The sequence below is a fragment of the Marivita cryptomonadis genome, assembly GCF_002115725.1.
GTDB lineage: Bacteria > Pseudomonadota > Alphaproteobacteria > Rhodobacterales > Rhodobacteraceae > Marivita > Marivita cryptomonadis.
This window is the reverse complement of the sequence record NZ_JFKD01000057.1, coordinates 1-2440: the sequence shown is the minus strand read 5'-3', so window position 1 is coordinate 2440 and position 2440 is coordinate 1. Positions and strand designations below refer to the sequence as shown.

The 2440-nt window shown below is 59.0% G+C and carries 2 protein-coding genes; both read left to right on the top strand.

The genetic code is table 11. The features are described from left to right. Nucleotides 1-147: 147 nt before the first annotated feature. Nucleotides 148-339, top strand: coding sequence for a hypothetical protein (locus MCRY_RS22175; RefSeq protein ID WP_085633933.1), 192 nt, complete (start codon nucleotides 148-150; stop codon nucleotides 337-339). Continuing rightward, nucleotides 332-2404 carry a recombinase family protein gene (locus MCRY_RS22170; RefSeq protein WP_085633931.1) on the top strand — a complete coding sequence of 691 codons (2073 nt, stop codon included), beginning with the start codon at nucleotides 332-334 and terminating at the stop codon, nucleotides 2402-2404. The genes MCRY_RS22175 and MCRY_RS22170 overlap by 8 nt, the downstream gene beginning before the upstream one ends. Nucleotides 2405-2440: the final 36 nt, after the last annotated feature.

Sequence of the window (2440 nt, the reverse complement as noted above, 5' to 3'; positions counted from 1 at the left end):
CCTGGATGACGGAAGAAAGATCAGGAGCGGCGGCTGTCGTTCGTGACCCGGCGCTTTCAGTAGCAGCTCTCCTTGAGGTCCGCGCGATGTTGGATGGGTCCTTACGCTTGGCCGGAGGGGAATCATCCCCGGTCAGCGGAGGCAAGAATGACAGCAACCAATCCTCTTCAACTCCATCTGTTCGATGCGATGCCAGATCCGGAAACGATGCCATCGGATCGCCGACATCGCCTTCTAACCCTCACAGGGATGCTTCTGAACGAAGCCGCGGGCGATCAAACCGAGGTGGCGGCGGACGTGCAGACTCCGTCTCTCGCAGAGGAGACGGAGGATGAGTAAGATAGGGACCGATCATCTGGCGCGTCAGGCCGTTGTTTATGTCCGGCAATCGACTGCAGATCAGGTCGCACACAACCTTGAAAGCAAACGGCGCCAATATGCTCTTGTTGAGCGTGCCCGCCAGCTTGGCTGGGCTGATGTTGAAGTCATCGATGATGATCTTGGCCGTTCGGGGTCCGGCGTTGCGCGACCCGGCTTCGAGAGGCTTCTTGCCGGGATCTGCGAGGGTCGTGTCGGTTCTGTGGTGTCGATCGAAGCCTCGCGCCTGGCACGCAATGGTCGAGATTGGCATACGCTTTTGGAGTTTTGCGGTTTGGTTGGGACCCTCATCGTTGACGAAGACGGGGTCTATGACCCGCGTCATCCCAATGATCGCCTGCTTTTGGGCATGAAGGGGACAATGAGTGAGATGGAACTATCGGTCCTTCGGCAACGGTCGCATGAGGCGCTACGCCAGAAGGCGCGCCGGGGTGAGTTGTTCATGACAGTGGCCATCGGCTATGTGCGCAGTGGTCGAGATCGGATTGAGCAGGACCCGGACCGGCGGATTCAGGACGCCATCGATCTGGTGTTCGCCAAGTTCGACGAGATGCGCTCCGTGCGTCAAGTACATCTGTGGCTACGTCAGGAACAGATCTCGCTCCCCGCGACAGTCTATGGTCCGGATGGTCGCTCTATTCGGTGGAAGCTGCCCGTATACAACACAGTCCTGCGCATCCTGCAGAACCCGATCTATGCTGGTGCCTATGTGTTTGGCCGCACCGGCTCGCGGACGGTGATCGAGGATGGGCGCAAGCGCGTGATCCAGGGACTGCGAAAGCCACGGGAAGACTGGGATGTTTTGATCCTCGACCATCATGATGGTTATATCAGTTGGGATACCTACGAAAGGAACCAGCGGTTGATCGCGGATAATGCCACCGGCAAGTTTGGTCCGGCACGGGGCGCCGTGCGACGTGGCGAAGCCCTTCTGGCGGGGCTTTTGCGCTGCGGCCACTGCGGCCGCAAACTGCATGTCGCGTATTCGGGCAAAGGCGGGAACACCGGTCGCTACCATTGTCGTGGCAGCCAGATCAATCACGGAGGAGCACGCTGCATCTCGTTCGGCGGCATGCGCGTGGACCGGGCGGTCAGCACGGAGATTATCACGCGGCTGCAACCCTTGGGTATCGAGGCGGCTCTCCAAGCCGATGCGGCGCGAGGAGAGGTCCATGCCGAGAAGCGGCATCAACTTGAGCTGAGCCTTGAACAGGCGCGCTATGAGGCCTCTCGCGCCCGGCGTCAGTACGATTCCGTCGATCCTGACAACCGTTTGGTGGCTGGCGAACTTGAGGCGCGTTGGAACGCCCGACTTGGGGATGTCGCCGCACTTGAAGATCAGATCAAATTACATGATGCGACAGCCGCATCACACAGTGCATGTGCCGATAACCGTGCTCAGTTGATGAGCTTGGGCGCGGATATTGAGCGCGCTTGGGGGTGCCCCGGAACAACGCCTGCCACCAAGAAACAGATCATCCGCACACTGGTTGAAGAGATTGTTGTCAGCGTAGATGGCGAGACCATCGAACTCATTATCCACTGGCAAGGCGGAGCGCATTCCGCGCTGGCTGTTCGTAAGAACCGCTGCGGCCAGCACCGTTGGAAAACGGATAATGACGTGGTTGACCTCACCCGTGCACTGGCCCGTTTGATGCCGGACAAGCTGATCGCCGCAGCGCTTAACCGAGCAGGTAAAGTGACAGGACGCGGCAACGGATGGACACAGTCGCGCGTGCGTACGCTGAGAAACTATCATCAGATCGTTGTTTACCGCGAGGGCGAACGCCAGGAGCGCGGTGAGCTGACACTTGACGAGGCAGCGGAGGTCTTGGCACTCAGCCCATCAAGCGTGCGCCGCCTAATCCAGGAAGGCCGATTGCCTGCCGGACAATTCTGCAAAGGCGCACCCTGGATCATCAAAATTGACGACCTCAGCAGACAAGATGTTATTGAAGCCGCCGACCAACGACGCGGTCGCCGCCCGTCGTCTGAGAACCCTGATCAAAAAACACTGGCATTATAGGAGCATAGCAAGATGGGCATTATAAAGCAGGACCGG